Origin of the sequence: Mycobacterium senriense, assembly GCF_019668465.1 — a bacterium.
Taxonomy (GTDB): Bacteria; Actinomycetota; Actinomycetes; order Mycobacteriales; family Mycobacteriaceae; genus Mycobacterium; species Mycobacterium senriense.
In genome coordinates this window covers 5,123,917-5,141,911 of the sequence record NZ_AP024828.1, presented here as the reverse complement: position 1 = coordinate 5,141,911, position 17,995 = coordinate 5,123,917, and the positions used below count along the sequence as shown (strand labels likewise).

Annotated in this window: 2 protein-coding genes; both read left to right on the top strand. The window is 69.1% G+C overall.

Features of this window, described 5'->3' with window-relative positions:
• Positions 1 to 48 precede the first annotated feature (48 nt).
• Positions 49 to 10,287, top strand: a complete 10,239-nt coding sequence (locus tag MTY59_RS23870) for a non-ribosomal peptide synthetase (RefSeq protein ID WP_221043342.1) — start codon at positions 49 to 51, stop codon at positions 10,285 to 10,287.
• Positions 10,288 to 10,307: 20 nt separating this feature from the next.
• Entirely contained in the window at positions 10,308 to 17,933 is a 7,626-nt protein-coding gene (locus MTY59_RS23865) for a non-ribosomal peptide synthetase (protein WP_431190743.1), read from the top strand.
• The last annotated feature ends 62 nt before the right edge of the window (positions 17,934 to 17,995 follow it).

The window sequence follows — 17,995 nt, the reverse complement described above, 5'->3', positions numbered from 1 at the left end:
CAGCCTGGGTACGGGGCGGGTGGTGGCGGTGGAGACTTGGGGGAGTCGATGGAGAGGGAAGATCGGGCACTTCCGCTAACGCGCGGGCAGCTCGATATCTGGCTGTCCCAAGAAGCCGGATTCGCCGGCACGCAATGGCAGCTCGGTCTCCTGGTCAGAATCGACGGCATCGTCCATCGTGATGCGCTCGAGCAGGCGATTACCCAGGCGGTCGGCGAGGCCGAGCCGGGCAGGGTCTCGTTCTTCGAGGTCGACGGCCAGGTCGTGCAGAAGCCGGTCGACTACCCGCTGGTCGAGCTGACGTTCGACGACCTGAGGAGCGCGGCGGACCCCGTGCAGGAAGCCCGCGAAAGGGCTTCGTCCATCCAGCACACCCCGATGGCGTTGAACGGCCAACTGTTCAAATTCGTGCTGTTTCAAACAGGGCCCGACGAATTCTATTTGTTTGGTTGCTGCCACCACATCGCCATCGACGGTCTGGGCATGGCCCTTGTTTGCCGCCGGGTTGCGACCATTTACTCCGCGATGGTGGCCGGAAAGCCGATTCCCGACGCCTACTTCGGCTCGGTGCAGGACTTGGTGGACCTGGAGTCGGGGTACGAAGCCTCCGAGGACTACGCCGAAGACAAGGCCTATTGGAGCGAGCACCTGCCGCCGGAGAGCGGACCGGTGGATCGCCTGCCCGACGCCGTCGGCGAGCGCGACCATTACTCGCCGTCCGCATCCGTACAGTTGGACCCCTCGGTTGCCAACCGCATCAAGGAGCTGTCGAAAAAGCTTGCCATCAGGCGCTTTTCGGTCACCACCGCCGCTTGCGCCCTGCTGGTGCGCGGGTGGTCCGGTAGCGGCTCGGAGGTGGCGCTCGACTTCCCGGTCAGCCGGCGCGTGCGGCCGGAGTCGAAAACGCTTCCCGCGATGCTCGCCGGCGTGGTGCCGCTGGTCCTGGCGACGGAGCCGCAATCGACCGTCGCCGATTTCTGCAAGCACGTCGACACCCGGATCCGTGAACTCCTGCGTCACCAGCGCTTTCCGGTGCACACCCTCGAGGGCGACGGGCTGCGGCAAGCGCCGAATCGGGTCGGGATCAACTTCATCCCGTCCCGGCTGACGCTGGACCTCGCCGGCTCCCCGGCGACCGCGTCGTACACGAACCATGGCCCGGTCGGGCACTTCGGCCTGTTCTTCCTCGGCGCCGGTGACCAGCTATTCCTCAGCACCGCGGGCCCGGGCCAGCCGTTCGCCGGCTTCGGTGTTGCCGACCTGGCGGGCAGGCTGCAGCGGATCCTGGAGGAGATGACCGCCGACCCGGAACGGCCGCTGTCGTCGATCGATCTCCTGGCCCCGGACGAGCCGGCTCTCCTGGACGAGTGGAGCAACCGGCCGGCACTGCACGAGCCCGTGCCCGCACCCGTGTCGATTCCCCAGGCATTCGCCGAGCACGTGCAGAGCACGCCTGACGCGTTAGCGGTGACATTCGACGGCCGCTCCATGACATACGCGGAACTCGACGCGGCCTCCAACCGGTTGGGCCATCTGCTCGCCGACCGCGGAGTCGGCCCCGGGGACTGTGTGGCAGTGCTGTTCCCCAGGTGTGCCGACGCGATCGTTTCGATGCTGGCGGTGCTTAAGACCGGGGCGGCGTACGTGCCGATCGATCCGGCGCACGCGTCGTCGCGGATGGACTTCGTGCTTGAAGACGCGGCACCCAGTGCGGTGATCACCACGGCGGAGCTGCGCTCGCGGCTGGACGACCATGACGTCCTGGTCGTCGATGTGCACGATCCGGCCATCGACAGCCAGCCCGACACCGCCCTGCGGCTGCCCGCTCCCGAGAACACCGCGTACATCATCTACACCTCCGGAACCACCGGAACCCCCAAAGGCGTTGCGATTCCTCACTTCAACGTCGCGTGGCTGATCGAGTCGCTCGACGCAGGATTGCCCAAGGGGAACGTGTGGACGCAATGCCACTCCTCGGCGTTCGACTTCTCGGTGTGGGAGATCTACGGCGCCCTGCTGCGCGGTCGGCGGCTGCTGATCGTGCCCGAATCGGTGGCGTCCTCGCCGGCCGATCTGCACGACCTGCTGGTCGCGGAGAAAGTCAGCGTGCTTACCCAGACCCCGTCGGCGGTGGCGATGCTGCCGGCCGAAGGCCTGGAGGCCACGGCGCTGGTGGTGGCCGGTGAGGCCTGCCCGACCGACGTCGTCGATCGGTGGGCGGCGCCCGGGCGGGTGATGCTCGACGCCTATGGTCCGACCGAGACCACGGTGTGCGCATCGATCAGCATGCCGCTGGTGCCCGGATCGCCGGTGGTGCCGATCGGCTCCCCGATAGCCGGCGCGGCCATGTTCGTGCTCGACAAGTGGCTGCAGCCGGTGCCCGCCGGCGTGGTCGGCGAGTTGTACCTGGCGGGTCGCGGCGTCGGGCACGGCTACGTGCGCCGGGCCGGCCTGACCGCGTCGCGGTTCGTGGCCAACCCCTTTGGCGGTCCGGGCGCGCGGATGTACCGCACCGGCGACCTGGTCTGCTGGGGTCCCGACGGACAGCTGCAGTACCTGGGCCGCGCCGACGAGCAGGTCAAGATCCGCGGCTACCGCATCGAACTCGGCGAGATCCAGGCCGTGCTGGCCGGACTCGACGGGGTGGACCAGGCCGCGGTGATCGCCCGCGAGGACCGCCCCGGCGACAAGCGCCTGGTGGGCTACATCACCGGAACGGCCGACCCCGCCGCCGTGCGCGCCGCGCTGGCCGACAAGCTTCCGCCCTACATGGTCCCGACCGCGGTGATGGTGCTGGATACCCTGCCGTTGACCGGCAACGGCAAGCTCGACAAACGCGCCCTGCCCTCGCCCGAATACGCCGCGAGCGAGTATCGGGCCCCGGCCGACGCGATCGAGGAGATCCTGGCCGACATCTACGCCCAGGTGCTGGGGGTGGAGCGCGTCGGCGTCGACGACTCCTTCTTCGACCTCGGCGGCGACAGCATCCTGTCGATGCAGGTGGTGTCGCGGGCCCGCACGGCCGGCGTGATCTGCCGTCCGCGAGACATTTTCGTGGAGCAGACGGTCGCTCGCTTGGCGCGGGTGTCCGAGGTGGCGGCCGACGGTGAGTTCGGTGCGGCCGACGAGGGGATCGGGCCGGTGGTGGCCACCCCGATCATGCGCTGGCTGCAGACCATCGACGGCCCGATCGACGAGTTCAACCAGACCATGGTGCTGGCGGCTCCCGCCGGCGTGAGCGAAACCGACGTGGCGGCGGTGCTGCAGGCGCTGCTGGATCGTCATCCCATGCTGCGGCTGCGCGTGCAGGACGACGGCGCCGGCGGCTGGTCCCTGGAGGCACCCGAGGTGCGCTCGGTGCAGGCCGACGACCGCCTGCGCGTGGTCGACACGTTGTCCGACGCGGCACTGATCGAGGCCCGCGGTCGGCTCAATGTGGCCGACGGGGCGCTGGTGAGCGCGGTGTGGGCAAGTGCGACAAGCCAGTTGGCGTTGGTCATTCATCACCTTGCCGTCGACGGCGTCTCGTGGCGGACCCTGATCGAAGACCTCAACATCGCCTGGGCCCAGCTTCACAACGCCCAGCCGGTGGCCTTGCCTGCGCCCGGAACGTCTTTTGCCCGTTGGTCTTCGCTGCTCGCCGACTACGCGCAGAGCCCGGCGGTGACCGCGCAGGCCGATGCGTGGCGGCAGGTGGCCGCCACGTCGGCGGCGCTGCCGGCGGTGCAGGCCGAGGACACCTACGCGACCGCCGGTCAGTTGACGGCGTCGCTGGATGTCGACACCACCCGGCTGCTGCTGGGGGAGGTGCCCGCGGCGTTTCACGCTGGGGTGCAAGACATTCTGCTGATCGCGTTCGGGCTGGCGTTCACCGAATTCTTGGGTGAAGCCGCCCCGATCGGCATCGACATCGAAGGCCACGGCCGCCACGAAGAGGTGGCTTCGCGCGTGGACCTGTCGCGCACGGTGGGCTGGTTCACCACCAAATACCCTGCGGCGCTGACGATCAACGGCGGGCTGAACTGGTCGAAGGTGGTCGCCGGTGACGCCGCGCTGGGAGCGGTGATCAAGGACGCCAAGGAGCAACTGCGCACCCTGCCCGACGGTCTGACCTATGGGCTGTTGCGTTACCTGAACACCGAAGTCGACCTGGACGGTCCCGACCCGGTGATCGGGTTCAACTACCTGGGCCGGTTGGCCGCGGGAGCCGACCTCTCCGAGGAACTTTGGCGCGTCAGCGAGGACAGCCTGTCATCGGCCGCCGTGGCCACCGCGGTGGCAATGCCCTTGGCGCACACCGTGGAACTCAACGCGGGCACCATGGACACCGAGGCCGGCCCGAACCTGCACGCCAACTGGCGGTGGGCACCGTCGGCGCTGACCGACGACCAGGTAAACCGGTTGAGCCAGTTGTGGTTTGAGGCCCTCACCGGGATCTGCGCCCACGTGCGCGCCGGGGGCGGCGGGTTGACCCCGTCCGACATCGCGCCCGCCCGCCTGGACCAGCAGCAGATCGACGAGCTCTGCCGGCAGCACCAGATCGCCGACGTCTTGCCGCTCAGCCCCGTCCAGCAGGGGTTGCTCTTCCACACCAGCTTCGCGCAGGAACTCGAAGACCTCTACGCGGTGCAGCTCGGCATCACCGTGAGCGGTTCCCTTGACTCACAACGGCTTCGCGACGCGGTGCAGACCGTCGTCAACCGCCACCCCAACCTGGCGGCCCGGTTCCTCGACGAATTCGGCGAGCCGGTGCAGATCATTCCGGCCGAGCCGGTGATGGCGTGGAACTACGTCGAGCTGACCGGCGGTGACGTCGACGAACAGGTCGAGCAGCTGTCCGCGGCCGAACGCACCGCGGTCTGCGACCTAGCCGGCCAGCCTGCCTTCCGGGCCGCGTTGATCCGCACCGCGCCCGACCGGCACCGGTTCCTGCTCACCATTCACCACATCGTCATCGACGGCTGGTCGTTGCCGGTCCTGATGCGCGAGGTGTTCGCCGGCTACTACGGCGAGCGGCTACCCGCGCCCCCGTCGTATCGCAGCTACCTGATGTGGCTCGCCGCTCAGGATCGAGCCGGCGCCCAAGCGGCCTGGGCCGAGGCGCTCGACGGATTCGAAGCACCCACGCTGGTGGCGCCGCCGGGCAAGATCGGCCGGCGTGCCGTTGCCAGCTATACGGTGTCGGCGGACACCACCCGCGCCCTGAGCGAATTGGCGCGCTCCAGCCGCACCACCGTCAGCACCGTGCTGCAGGGTGCGTGGGCGCAGCTGCTGACCTGGCTGACTGGCCAGCACGACGTGGCCTTCGGCACCGCCGTCTCGGGCCGGCCCACCGAGCTGCCCGGCGCGGACGCGATGGTCGGTTTGTTGATCAACACCGTTCCGGTGCGGGCCAACATCGCCGCCGCGACCACCGTCGCCGACCTGCTCGAGCAGCTGCAACGCGTCCACGCCGAGACTCTCGAACATGAACACTTGGCGCTCAACGAGATTCACCGCGTCACCGGCCACGACCAACTGTTCGACACGCTCTTCTTGTACGAGAACTACCCGATCGATGCCGGTGCGTTGCTGGGCGTCCAGGAATTGGCCGTCACCGAATTCAGCAGCCGCGAATTCAACCACTACCCGCTTTCCGTGGTGGCCACGCCGGGACACGAACTGAGCCTGCGCGTCGAGTACGACACCGAGGTGTTCGAGGCGTCCGTCGTCGAAAGGCTGATCGAGCGGTTGCGTCAGGTGATGGCGACCATGACGGCCGATCCCGCACAACGACTTTCGTCGATCGATCTGCTCGACGCCGCCGAGCACGAGCGGCTCGACGCCTGGGGCAACCGGGCGATGCTGGCGCGCCGGCCGGGTGGGCAGGCGTCGATTCCGGCGATGTTCGCCGCGCAGGTGGCCCGCGCCGCCGACGCGGTGGCGATCACCTGCGGCGAGCGGTCGTGGACCTACCGCGAGGTCGAGGAGTCGGCAAACCGGTTGGCGCACCTGCTCACGGAGCAGGGTGCCGGCCCGGGGCAACGGGTGGCCGTGGTGATCCCGCGGTCCGCCGAAGCGGTGATGGCGATCTTCGCCGTGCTCAAGACCGGGGCGGCCTACGTGCCGATCGACCCGGGCGTGCCGGCGGCGCGCCTGGAGTTCGTGCTCGGCGACGCCGCGCCGGTCGCGGCGGTGACCACCGCCGAGGTGCGTTCCCGGCTGGACGGGTTCGACGGCCTGATCGTCGACATCGACGACCCCGCCGTGGCCACCCACCCGACGACGGCCCTGCCGGTTCCGGCCCCGGAAAACATCGCGTACATCATCTACACCTCGGGCACCACGGGCACGCCTAAAGGCGTCGCCATCCCGCACAGCAACGTGACGTTGTTGCTGGAGACACTGGATGCTCAACTCGGGTTGGGCCAGGTGTGGACGCAATGTCATTCGCTGGCGTTTGACTTCTCGGTATGGGAGGTTTTCGGCTCACTGCTGTACGGCGGACGCCTGGTCGTGGTGCCGGATGCGGTGGTGCGCTCCGCTGAAGACCTGCATGCGTTGCTCGTTCGCGAGCAGGTCAGCGTGCTGAGCCAGACCCCGTCGGCGTTCTATGCGTTGCAGAGCGCCGACGCGTTGGCGCCCGAATTGGGTGAGCAGCTGAAGTTGCAGACGGTGGTTTTCGGTGGTGAGGCGCTGGAACCGCACCGGTTGTCGACGTGGCTGCACCGTCACCCGGGTCTGCCCCGGATGATCAATATGTATGGCATCACCGAGACGACGGTGCACGCGTCGTTCCGGGAGATCGTCGGCGAAGACGTCGACCGCAACGTCAGCCCCATCGGTGTGCCGCTGGCCAACCTCGCCTTCTTCGTGCTCGACGGCTGGTTGCGCCAGGTGCCCGTCGGGGTGGTCGGTGAGCTGTACGTCGCCGGTGGCGGGCTGGCCGCCGGATATGTCGGCCGTGCGGGCCTGTCGGCCACGCGGTTCGTGGCATGCCCGTACGGGGCCCCGGGTGCGCGGATGTATCGCACCGGCGACCTGGTGCGCTGGGGCGCCGACGGTCAGCTGCAATACATGGGCCGCGCCGACGAACAGGTCAAGATCCGCGGCTACCGCATCGAACTCGGCGAAATCCAGGCCGCCCTCGCCTCGCTGTCCGGGGTCGAGCACGCGGCGGTGATCGCCCGCGAGGACCGCCCCGGCGACAAGCGCCTGGTCGGCTACGTGACCGGAACCGCCGACCCGGCCGAGGTTCGCACCCAGCTCGGCGAGCGGTTGCCGAGCTACATGGTGCCCTCGGCCGTGGTGGTGCTCGACGCGCTGCCGCTGACGGTCAACGGCAAGCTGGACACCCGCGCGTTGCCGGCTCCGGAATACCAGGACGCCGACCGTTACCGGGCGCCGGTGAGCGCGATCGAGGAGATCCTGGCCGGCATCTACGCCCAGGTGCTGGGGGTGGAGCGCGTCGGTGTCGACGACTCCTTCTTCGACCTCGGCGGCGACAGCATCCTGTCGATGCAGGTGGTGGCGCGCGCCCGGGCGGCCGGAGTGGTGTGCCGCCCGCGGGACGTCTTCGTCGAGCAGACGGTGGCCAAGCTGGCGCGAGTCGCCACGGTGGCCAGCGGCAACGACGAGGTCGACGAGGGGCTGGGCGCCGTGGTGGCCACCCCGATCATGCGCTGGCTGCAGAACATGGACGGTCCGGTCGAGCAGTTCAACCAGACCATGGTGCTGACGGCGCCGGCTGAGGTCACGTTCGACGACGTACCGGTGGTGGTGCAGGCGCTGCTGGATCGGCACGCGATGCTGCGGATGCGCGTCGAGGACGACGGCGTCGGCGGCTGGTCGCTCGACGTGCCCGAGGCGGGCTCGGTGCAGGCCGGCGACTGCGTGGAGTCGGTCGACGTGTTGTCCGAAGCGGCGCTGGTCGACGCCCGGTCGCGGTTGAACCTGGCTGACGGTGTGCTGTTGCGTGCCGTATGGGCAACTGCGACAAACCAATTGGCGTTGATCATCCACCACCTCGCCGTCGACGGGGTGTCCTGGCGGACCCTGATCGAAGATCTCAACATCGCCTGGGCGCAGCACCACAGCGGCCAGCAGGTGGCGCTGCCGGTGGGCGGCACCTCGTTCGCGCGGTGGTCGTCGCTGCTGGATGAATACGCGCGCCGGCCCGAGGTGGTCGAGCGGCTGGAGGAGTGGCGGCAGGTGGCCGCCATCCCGGCGGTGCTGCCGGAGGCGCAGCCCGAGGACACCTACGTGACGGCCGGACAGCTCTCGGCGTCGTTGGACGTCGAGACGACCCGGCTGCTGCTGGGTGAGGTGCCCGCGGCGTTCCACGCCGGGGTGCAAGACATTCTGCTGATCGCGTTCGGCTTGGCCTGGACCCAGTTCGTGGGCACCGGCGCGCCGATCGCGATCGACGTGGAGGGCCACGGACGCAACGAAGAGCTGGGCCCGCAGGTGGACCTGTCCCGCACGGTCGGCTGGTTCACCGCGAAGTACCCGGTGTCGTTGCGGATCGGTGGACTCTCCTGGGGCCAGGTGGTCGGCGGTGACGCGGCTCTGGGCGGGCTGATCAAGGACGCCAAGGAACAGCTGCGCGCGTTGCCCGACGGCTTGACCTACGGTCTGCTGCGCTACCTGAATCCCGAAGCGGCACTGGATGGTTCGGATCCGGTCATCGGATTCAACTATCTGGGTCGGCTCGCCGGCGGGGCCGCCGAACTGTCGGCCGATCTGTGGCAGCTGGATCCGGACAGCTTCGCGCTCGCCGGTGCGGCCGGCGCGGTGGCGCTGCCGTTGCCGCACACGGTGGAGCTCAACGCCGGCACCATGGACACCGCGGACGGCCCGCACCTGCAAGCCAACTGGACGTGGGCGCGCTCGGCGCTGGACGAGAAGCAGATCGGCCGGCTCAGCGAACTGTGGTTCGACGCCCTGGCCGGCATCTGTGCGCACGTGCGCAACGGCGGCGGCGGCCTGACCCCGTCGGACATCGCGCCCGCCCGCCTCAGCCAGCGCGACCTCGACGAACTGCAGCAGCAGTACCAGATCGCCGACGTGCTGCCGCTCACCCCGTTGCAGCAGGGACTGTTGTTCCACACCGGCACCGCCCAGGGCGGCGAGGACCTCTATGCGGTGCAGCTCGACATCTCCGTCACTGGCGCCGTCGATCCGGAGCGGCTGCGGAAGGCGGTGCACACAGTCATCACCCGCCACCCCAACGTGGTCGCCAGCTTCTCCGAGGACTTCGCGGAGCCGGTACAGGTCATGACGACCGATCCGGCGCTGGCCTGGCAGTACGTCGAACTGGACACCGACGGCGACATCGCGGAGCAGATCGAGCGGTTGTCCACCGCCGAACGCGTCGCCGTGTGTGATCTGGCCGGGCAGCCGCCGTTCCGGGGCGCCCTGATCCGCACCGCGGAGAACACCTACCGGTTCGTGCTGACCAACCACCACATCGTGCTCGACGGCTGGTCCAAGCCGCTACTGCTGCAAGAGATCTTCGCCAGCTACTTCGGGGTGCGGCTACCCGCGCCGGTGCCGTACCGCAACTTCATCACCTGGCTGTCCGAGCAAGACCGTGCCGCGGCTCAGGCGGCGTGGCGCGAGGTGCTCGCGGGTTTCGACACCCCGACGCTGGTGGGCCCGTCCGGGCGGATGGCCCTTGGTCCGCGCGGTGTTGCGGAGTTTCACGTGTCCGCGGATACCAGCCGTCTGCTGGGCGAATTGGCCCGCTCATGCCGCACCACCGTCAGCACGGTGCTACAGGCGGCCTGGGCGCAGCTGCTGATGTGGCTGACCGGACAGCACGATGTGGTGTTTGGCACAGCGGTTTCGGGACGTCCGACCGAATTGGCCGGATCCGAGGCCATGGTGGGCCTTTTAATCAATACCGTCCCGGTGCGGGCGACTATCGGCGCTGAAACCACCATTGCCGACCTGCTTGACCAGCTACAACGTACCTACACCAACACCCTGGACCATCAGCATTTAGCACTGAATGACATCCATCGTGTAACGGGACATGACCTAATTTTCGACACAATGTTCGTGTACGAGAACTATCCCCTCGATACTGCCGCGCTATCGGCCGTTGACGAGTTAACTATTACTGGATTCACGAATCGGGAATACAACCACTACCCGCTTTCGGTGCAAGCCGTGCCAGGCCATGAAATAGGCCTACGCGTCGAGTTCGATACAGACGTATTCGGCGAGGCGAGGATCGACAAGCTTGTAGAGCGGTTCAAGCGGGTGCTGGAAGCCATGACCGTGGACTTGGAGGAGCAGTCATGACCGTCGGTGCGGGACGGCGATTGTTATCGATTGATCTGCTGGATGGCGGCGAGCACGATCGACTCGACGAGTGGGGCAATCGGGCGGTACTGACCAAGCCGGTCAAGTCCTCGTCGTCGATTCCCGAGATGTTCGCCATTCAGGTGGCGAAGGCTCCCCACGCGGTCGCGCTGACCTCTGGCGATCGCTCGCTGACCTACCGCGAGCTCGATGAGGCCGCGAACCGGCTGGCGCACCTGCTGGCCGAACAGGGCGCGCGCCCGGGCGAATGCGTTGCGCTGCTGTTCTCCCGTTCGGCCGAGGCGATCATCTCGATTCTTGCGGTGCTGAAGACCGGCGCGGCCTACCTGCCGATCGACCCGGCGCTGCCGTCGGCCCGGATGGAATTCATGCTCGGCGATGCCACGCCGATCGCGGTGGTGACCATGGCCAGCCTGCGCACCCGGCTGGACGGGTTCGACCTGCCCGTCATCGATGTCGACGAAGCCGCGGCGGACGGGCAGCCCAGCAGCGCGCTGGTGGGGCCGGCGCCCGAGGACATCGCGTACATGATCTACACCTCGGGCACCACGGGGACGCCCAAGGGCGTCGCGGTCACGCACCGCAATGTGACCGAGTTCCTGCGGACGTTGCACGCCGATCTGCCGACCGGGCCGGGGAAGGTCTGGTCGCAGTGGCACTCGCTCGTCTTCGACGTGTCCGTCTGGGAGATCTGGGGAGCGCTGCTGCACGGCGGGCGTCTGGTGGTCGTTCCCGAGTCCGTCGCGGTCTCGCCCGACGAACTGCACGCCCTGCTGGTCGCCGAGAAGGTCGACGTCCTGAGCCAGACCCCGTCCGCGGTGGGCATGCTCTCGCCGGAGGGCCTGGAGTCCACGGCACTGGTGGTCGCGGGTGAGGCCTGCCCGGCCGAGGTGGTCGACCGCTGGGCGCCCGGACGCGTGATGATCAACGCCTACGGCCCGACCGAGGCCACCGTCTACGCGGCGATGAGCACGCCGCTCGCCGGCGAGTCCGGTGCCCCGCCGATCGGATCGCCGGTTCCCGGTGCGGCATTGTTCGTCCTGGACAAGTGGCTGCGGCCCGCGCCGGAAGGCGTGGTCGGCGAGTTGTATGTGGCCGGCCGTGGCGTCGCCACCGGATATGCCCGCCGGGCCGGACTGACGGCGTCGCGCTTCGTGGCCTGCCCGTTCGGTGGGCCGGGCGCGCGGATGTACCGCACCGGTGACCTGGTCCGCTGGGGCGCCGACGGGCAGCTGCAGTACCTGGGCCGCGCCGACGAGCAGGTGAAGATCCGCGGGTATCGCATCGAGCTCGGCGAGATCCAGTCGGCCCTCGCCTCGCTGGAGGGCGTGGACCAGGCGGCGGTGATCGCCCGCGAGGACCGCCCCGGCGACAAGCGCCTGGTCGGCTACATCACCGGGACCGCCGACCCGGCCGAACTGCGCACCCAGCTGGGCAAGCGGCTGCCGGCCTACATGGTCCCGGCCGCGGTCGTCGTGCTGGAGAGCCTGCCGCTGACGGTCAACGGCAAGCTGGACAAGCGCGCCCTGCCCGCGCCCGAGTACCACAAGCGCGCCGGCCAATACCGCGCCCCCGGCAACCACACCGAGGAGATCCTGGCCGGCATCTACGCCCAGGTGCTCGGCGTCGAGCGGGTCGGCGTGGACGACTCGTTTTTCGACCTCGGTGGGGACAGCATCCTGTCGATGCAGGTGGTGGCCCGGGCCCGCGCGGCCGGGGTGATGTGCCGCCCGCGCGACGTGTTCGTCGAGCAGACGGTCGCCCGGCTGGCCCGGGTGGCCACCGACGGCGCCGACGAGGACGCCGTGGTCGACGAGGGGATCGGGCCGGTGCTGGCCACCCCGATCATGCATTGGCTGCAAACCGTGCAGGGCCCGATCGACGACTTCAACCAGACCATGGTGCTGGCCGCACCCACGGGCGTCACCTCCGAGGACGTCCTGGTCGTGCTGCAGGCCTTGCTGGACCGTCACCCCATGCTGCGGCTGCGCGTGGAGGACGACGGCGACGGCGGCTGGTCGCTGGAGGCGCCCGAACCGGGCACCGTGCAGGCGGCCGACTGCCTGCAGTCGGTCGAGCAGCTGTCCGACGCGACCCTGGTGGCCGCCCGGTCTCGGCTGAACCCGGGCGCCGGGGTGATGGTGAGCGCGGTCTGGGCAAGCGAGACAAGCCAATTGGCGTTGATCATCCACCACGTGGCCGTGGACGGCGTGTCGTGGCGGACCTTGATCGAGGACCTCAACATCGCGTGGGCGCAGCACCACAGCGGTCAGCCGGTGGCGCTGCCCGCCGGCGGCACCTCGTTCGCCCGCTGGTCCTCGCTGCTGGCCGAGCACGCACAGAGCCCGGCGGTGGTCGAGCAGGCCGACGCCTGGCGCGAGGTGGTCGCGACCCCGGCCGTGCTGCCGGCGGTTCGCCCCGAGGAGGACACCTACCAGACCGCCGAGCAGTTGTCGGTGTCGCTGGATGTCGAGACGACCAGGCTGCTGCTGGGTGAGGTGCCCGCGGCCTTCCACGCCGGGGTGCAGGACATCCTGTTGATCGCGTTCGGGATGGCCTGGACGGAGTTCCTCGGCAGTGCAACGCCGATCGGCATCGACGTCGAGGGTCACGGCCGTCAGGAAGAGCTCGGCCCGCACGTCGACCTGTCCCGCACCGTGGGTTGGTTCACCACCAAGTACCCGGTGTCGCTGACGGTCGACGGCCTGGATTGGGCGAACGTGGTCGCCGGCGACGACGCGCTGGGCGCGGCGATCAAGGCCACCAAGGAGCAGCTGCGCGCCCTGCCGGACGGGTTGACCTACGGCCTGCTGCGCTACCTGAACCCCGACATCGACCTGGGTGGATCCGACCCCGTGATCGGATTCAACTACCTGGGACGGCTGGGCGCGGCCGCCGACCTGCCCGGTGAGCTGTGGCGGCTGAGCCCCGACAGCCTGTCGCTGAGCGGCGCGGCCGCGGCGGTGGCGATGCCGCTGATGCACACCGTCGACCTCAACGCCGGCACCATGGACACCGAGGAAGGCCCCCACCTGCACGCCAACTGGACGTGGGCGGCCTCCGCGATGGACCGCGAGCAGATCAGCCGGCTCAGCCAGCTGTGGTTCGAGGCGCTCATCGGCATCTGCGCCCACGTGCAGGGCGGCGGCGGCGGGCTGACCCCGTCGGACATCGCGCCCGCGCGCCTGAACCAGCGGCAGATCGATGAGCTGAGCAAGCAGCACCAGATCGCCGACATCCTGCCGCTGACCCCGCTGCAGCAGGGCCTGCTGTTCCACGCCAGCTTCGCGCAGGACCCGGGCGACGACGTCTATGCGGTGCAGCTCGGAATCACCGTGACCGGTGAGCTCGACTCGCACCGCCTGCACGACGCCGTCCACACCGTGGTCAGCCGCCACCCCAACCTGGCGGCCCGCTTCTGCCCGCAGTTCGGTGAGCCCGTCCAGGTCATCCCGGCCGACCCGGTCATGGCGTGGCGGTACATCCAGCTGGGCGCCGAGGATCTCGACCCCGAGCAGCGGGTCGACGAGCTGTGCGCCGCCGAGCGCGCCGCGGTGAGCGACCTGGCCAACCGTCCCGCATTCCGGGCGGCGCTGATCCGCACCGCAGACAAGAGGTACCGGTTCGTGCTCACCAACCATCACATCGTGATGGATGGCTGGTCGCTGCCCATCCTGCTGCGCGAGATCCTCGCCAACTACTACGGCGACCAGCTGCCCGCGCCGGCGACCTACCGCAGCTACCTGACGTGGCTGGCCGGGCAGGACCGCACCGCCGCGCAAGCGGCGTGGCGCCAGGTCCTCGACGGCTTCGACACCCCCACCCTGGTGGGCCCGGCGGGCCGGATGCGGCTCGGCCGGCGGGCCGTGGAGTCCTACCGGCTGTCCGCGGAGACCACGCTCGCCCTGGGCGAGCTGGCCCGCTCCTGCCACACCACCGTCAACACCGTGCTGCAGGCCGCCTGGGCGCAGCTGCTGATGCGCCTGACCGGCCAGCATGACGTCGCGTTCGGTACCGCGGTGTCGGGCCGGCCCGCCGACTTGATCGGCGCCGAGTCCATGGTGGGTCTGCTGATCAACACCGTGCCGGTGCGGGCCAGCATCACCGCAGAGACCACCGTCGCCGACGTGCTGGAGCAACTGCAGCAGCACCACAACGACACCCTCGAACACGAGCACCTGGCGCTGAGCGACATCCACCACGTGACCGGTCACGACGCGCTGTTCGACACCTTGTTCCTGTACGAGAACTACCCGATCGACACCAGCGTGCCGTTGGGCTTCCACGAGTTGGCCATCACCGACGTCACCAACCGGGAGTACAACCACTACCCGCTGTCGGTGATGGCGCTTCCGGGCCGCGAGCTCGGCCTGCGCGTCGAATTCGACACCGACGTGTTCGACTCGGCCGGCATCGAGAAGCTGACCGAGCGGTTCCAGCGTGTGCTGTCGGAGATGACGGCCGACCCGACCCGACGGCTGATGTCGCTGGACGTCGTCGACGAGCACGAGCACGCGTGGCTCGACGAGCGCGGCAACCGCGTCGTGTTGAGCCAGCCGGCGACCGGCAAGTCCATCCCGGCCATGTTCGCCGCGCAGGTGGCCAGCACCCCCGACGCGGCGGCGCTGGCCTTCGACGGCCGCTCGATGACCTACCGGGAGCTCGATGAGGCCGCCAACCGGATGGCGCACCTGCTGATCGAAGAGGGCGCCGGTCCGGGCGAGACGGTCGCGCTGCTGTTCTCCCGCTCCGCCGAGGCGATCGTCTCCATCCTGGCGGTGCTCAAGACCGGGGCGGCCTACCTGCCGATCGACCCGGCGCTGCCGGCCGCCCGAATCGAGTTCCTGCTCGCCGACGCCGAGCCGGTCGCCGTGGTCACCACCGCGGGCTTGCGCGGACGGCTGGACGGCTGCAGCCCGACGGTCATCGACGTCGACGACCCGGCGCTGGGCAACCAGCCCGGCACGGCGCTGCCGATCCCGTCGTCGGACAACATCGCTTACGTCATCTACACCTCGGGAACCACCGGTGTCCCCAAGGGCGTGGCGGTCACCCACGAGAACGTCGCGCAGCTGCTGGACACGCTGCACGCCGACCTGCCGGAGGCGGGGGTGTGGGCGCAGTGGCACTCACTGGTGTTCGACGTGTCGGTGCACGAGATCTGGGGCGCGTTGCTGCACGGCGGCCGCCTGGTGGTGGTGCCCGAGTCGGTCGCGGCTTCGCCCGACGACCTGCACGCGCTGCTGGTCTCCGAAGGGGTCACCGTGTTGAGCCAGACCCCGTCGGCGGTCGGCATGCTTTCGCCGGAGGGTCTGGAGTCGACGGCGTTGGTGGTGGCCGGTGAGGCCTGCCCGGTCGAGGTTGTCGATCGGTGGGCGCCCGGGCGGGTGATGATCAACGCGTACGGCCCGACCGAGGGCACGGTGTACGCGGCGATGAGCGCCCCGCTGGAGAGCGGAACGGGCTCGGCGCCGATCGGTTCGCCGGTGCCGCGGGCCGCGCTGTTCGTGCTGGACCGATGGCTGCGACCGACGCCCGAGGGTGTTGTCGGCGAGCTGTACATCGCCGGTCACGGTGTGGCCACGGGTTATTCGCGCCGGCCCGGTCTGACGGCGGGACGCTTCGTCGCCTGCCCGTTCGGCGGCCCGGGTGCGCGGATGTACCGTACCGGCGACCTGGTCCGGTGGGGCCGCGACGGCCAGCTCGAATACCTGGGTCGGGCCGACGAGCAGGTCAAGCTGCGCGGCTACCGCATCGAGCTCGGTGAGGTGCAATCGGCCCTCGCCGGACTGGACGGGGTCGAGCAGGCCGCGGTGATCGCCCGCGAGGACCGCCCCGGTGACAAGCGGCTGGTCGGTTACATCACCGGAACCGCCGACCCGGTCGGGATCCGCATCCAGCTCGCTGAGCGGCTGCCGGCCTACATGGTGCCGGCCGCGGTGGTGGTGTTGGACGCGCTGCCGCTGACCGTCAACGGCAAGCTCGACAAGCGCGCCCTGCCCGCACCGGAGTATCAGAAGCGCGGTGGCGAGTACGTCGCGCCGGCCGACCCGACCGAAGAGATCGTTGCCGACATTTTCGCCCGCGTCCTGGGCATGGAGCGGGTCTCGGTCGAGGACTCCTTCTTCGAGCTGGGCGGGGATTCGCTGTCCGCGATGCGGGTGATCGCCGAGATCAACACCGCCGTCAACGACGCCCTGTCGGTGCGCACCCTGTTCGATTCGCAGTCGGTCCGCGCGCTGGCGCACCGGATCACCAGCGGTGCCGACACCGAGGGCGCCGCCGGACCCGGCTTCGCGGCGGTGCACGGCGCCGACGCCAAGGAGGTGTTCGCCCGCGACCTCACGCTGGACAAGTTCATCGACGCGACGACGTTGTCGACCGCGCCGTCACTGCCCGGCCCGAGCGCCGAGGTCCGGACGGTCCTGCTGACCGGGGCGACCGGTTTCCTGGGTCGCTACCTGGCACTGGAATGGCTCGAGCAGCTGGAACAGGTCGACGGCAAGCTGATCTGCCTGGTGCGGGCCAAGTCCGACGAGGACGCGTGGCGCCGCCTGGAGCAGACCTTCAACAGCGGTGACCCGGAACTGCTGCAGCACTTCCAGGAACTCGCCGAAGAGCACCTGCAGGTCGTCGCTGGCGACAAGGGCCAGGCCAACCTCGGCCTGGACGAGGAGACCTGGCAGCGGCTGGCCGACACCGTCGACCTGATCGTCGACTCCGCGGCCGTCGTCAACGGCGTCCTGCCCTACAACGAGTTGTTCACCCCCAACGTCGGGGGCACCGCGGAGCTGATCCGGTTGGCGCTCACCACGAAGAAGAAGCCGTACGCGTACGTGTCGACTTCGGATGTGGGCCGCCAGATCGACCCGGCGGAGTTCACCGAGGACGGCGACGTCCGGGTCATCAGCGCCCGGCGCGTCATCGACGGCGGCTATGCCAACGGGTACGGCAACAGCAAGTGGGCGGGCGAGGTCCTGCTGCGCGAGGCCAACGACCTGTGCGGTCTGCCGGTCTCGGTGTTCCGCTCCGACATGATCCTGGCCGACACCACCTACGCCGGTCAGCTCAACGTGGCGGACATCTTCACCCGGATGATCCTGAGCCTCGTGGCCACCGGCACCGCGCCCAAGTCCTTCTACCAGCTGGACGCCGACGGTAACCGGCAGAGCGCGCACTTCGACGGCCTGCCCGTCGAGTTCGTCGCCGAGGCCATCGCCAAACTGGGTGCCCAGGTGATGGACGGGTTCGAGACGTACCACGTGATGAACCCGCACGACGACGGCATCGGACTCGACGAATACGTCGACTGGCTGATTGAAGCCGGCTACCCGATCGAGCGCGTCGGCGACTTCGGCGAGTGGTTGCAGCGCTTCGAGACCGGCCTGCGCGGCCTGCCGGAACGGCAGCGCCAGAACTCGGTCTTGCAGATGTTGACGTTGCTGCTGCGGGATCCGAAGAATCTGCAGCCCGCCGAGCCGGCCCGGGGTGCCTTCGCACCGACGGATCGCTTCCGCGCTGCGGTGCAGGAAGCGAAGGTCGGTGCCGACAACGACATCCCGCATGTCAGCGCGTCGGTGATCGTCAAGTACGTCACCGACCTGCAATTGCTCGGTTTGCTGTAACCCCTTACGACGAACGCGAATGCGGCGTGGTCCATCCGGACCACGCCGCATTCGTTTATCCG

Excerpts from the sequence above, each read along its gene's own strand:
- MTY59_RS23870 (WP_221043342.1), top strand. The coding sequence starts at position 49 with ATGGAGAGGGAAGATCGGGCACTTCCGCTAACGCGCGGGCAGCTCGAT.